The following is a 2198-nucleotide window of genomic DNA, read 5'->3' as shown; positions in this document are numbered from 1 at the left end:
CGCCCAGCACCCGGACCTGACCGCCGAGCGTGGCGATGTTGACCGCCACGTTGGCCGCGCCGCCGGGCCGTTCCTCGACCTCTTCGACCTTGACTATCGGCACCGGCGCTTCCGGCGAGATGCGCGAACTGGGACCGTGCCAATAGCGGTCCAGCATGACGTCGCCGGCAATCAGAATCCGGGCCTGCTCGAAACGGGGAATGTGCGATTTCATGGGTAGATTTCGGGCGGTTTTGCAAAGGTGGCATGATAGCATGACGAAAAATGTAACCTGACGCGATGCGCAATCTGTCAAACTTTTAAAGCTCGCGCCCTGGTTGAATATTGATCCAAACACACTCCCTCCGATTTCCAAAAGCGCCTGTTCCATGAAAATCCCCATCGCTGCCCTGGGGTCGCCTGCGGTCGCAGAAGAGCATTCCATGCCCGCGCCGCAAATCTGCGGCACGAACCCGATCATCGACATCCCAATTTTGCTGGTGGATTTGTTCGCCGGCTGCGGTGGTTTGGGTGAAGGGTTTGCGACTTTTGAGTCCCGTCCAGGCCAGCGTCCATTCCAGATCATCGCTTCGGTCGAGAAGGAACCCTCAGCCTGTCGGACGCCGCGGCTGCGCAGCTTCTACCGTCGGTTGGCGCAGGCTGGCGATCCGGACGCCTTGGCCGGCTATTACGCTTACGTGCGCGGTGAGCAGAAAACGCCGGTGACACCGGACAGCGATCTGGCCCGAGTCGCTTGGCAGCAGGCTGAAGAAGAGACGCTGGAACGCACCTTGGGCGAGCCGGATACCGGTTCAGCGCTAAAAACCCTGATCCATCGGGCGCAGACGAACGCGGATAAGCCGCTGGTGCTGATCGGCGGCCCGCCCTGTCAGGCTTATTCCTCAGTAGGGCGGGTTCGCAATGCCGGTATTGACGGCTATCGGCCCGCGCTGGATCACCGACACTTTCTGTACCGTGTTTATCTGGAGCTGTTGAGCAACCACCATCCTGTGGCGTTCGTGATGGAAAACGTCAAGGGCATTCTGTCATCGCGGATCGCCGGACGGCGGCTGTTTCCGCGTATTCTTCGAGATTTGGCCAGTCCGGTCGAGGCTTATGGACAGGATAAGCGGCGACGACATCCGCATTATCGAATTTATTCGCTGGTTGACGGCAGTTCGTTTCGGCATGGACAGGATCCCGCATCGATCCAGCCCGAACGATTCATCGTTCAGACGGAGCGCTATGGCATCCCTCAGAATCGGCACCGGGTGATTCTGTTTGGGTTGCGCGAAGACTTGGCCAACCAGTTCGACCGGCAGGGCGGTGTGTTCCCATGCCTTTGCCCGCTGACCGATTCTAATGTCACTGTCCGCCCAGTGCTGGCTGATTTGCCGCCACTGCACAGTGGGCTGTCCTGGCTCCGGTCTGCGTACCCGGCAGGCGACCGGCGGGAAACATTGTTGGCTCTGTTCGACCAGTTTTCAGCGATGATCAAAGACTCGGAACTGCGTTCTGCGTTTGAGCAAGCCGCCCGACAGGTCACCGGCTCGAATCTGCCGCAGGGTGGACGCAGCGTGGCGGTTCGGCATTCAGAAAGCGACAAGAATATGGAAGCACCGCTTGCTGGATTGGCAGCCTGGTATCACGGCCTGGATCCACCGCTGGTGTTGAACCACGAAACCCGCGCCCACATGCCCGAGGATCTGGGTCGCTATTTGTTCTGCGCCGTGTACGCGGGGCTGAAAGGCGTTTCACCCAAGGCGGCTCAGTTTCCCTCCGCGATGGCGCCTCAACACCGGAACTGGGCGTCGGGCCATTTCGAGGACCGGTTTCGGGTGCAGGTGGCGGATCAGCCCGCTACCACCGTGATGAGCCATATCGCGAAAGACGGCCACTATTTCATTCACCATGATTCGGCTCAATGCCGCAGTTTGACGGTGCGTGAAGCGGCCAGCCTGTAAACCTTGCCTATGCTTTAATATGATCAATTGCCAAGATCATCATTTCTGAAAAATATGCTCCCGGTGGTAGGAAAGAAGCTTTATATCAGGAAAAAATTTTTCTGGCATATGGAGCGACTTACCTTCATAGAAAGAAAAATTTATACCATTTCTCTATAGATTTACTTTGTACATGACAAAAAATATAACTTATTGAAATTGTGGTAAAATATTGTCTTTCTCACCAAGGAGATGAACATCATGAATCAGATCAAC

At 56.6% G+C, this 2198-nt stretch carries 2 protein-coding genes; one reads left to right on the top strand and one right to left on the bottom strand.

Annotation, left to right across the window (positions count from 1 at the left end):
* On the bottom strand, positions 1-214 hold a 214-nt coding region (locus tag BN874_RS08435), incomplete at its 3' end, for a PfkB family carbohydrate kinase (protein ID WP_034432060.1).
* 154 nt (positions 215-368) lie between these two features.
* Here BN874_RS08435 and BN874_RS08430 point away from each other — a divergent pair.
* Positions 369-1943: a DNA cytosine methyltransferase gene (locus BN874_RS08430; protein ID WP_081756248.1), complete on the top strand. Its 1575-nt coding sequence runs from the start codon at positions 369-371 to the stop codon at positions 1941-1943.
* Positions 1944-2198 lie beyond the last annotated feature (255 nt).

Origin of the sequence: Candidatus Contendobacter odensis Run_B_J11 (genome assembly GCF_000531125.1) — a bacterium.
In the GTDB taxonomy this organism is placed as follows: domain Bacteria; phylum Pseudomonadota; class Gammaproteobacteria; order Competibacterales; family Competibacteraceae; genus Contendibacter; species Contendibacter odensensis.
Note: the sequence above shows the minus strand (reverse complement) of the source record. Positions and strands in the feature narration are given on the sequence as shown.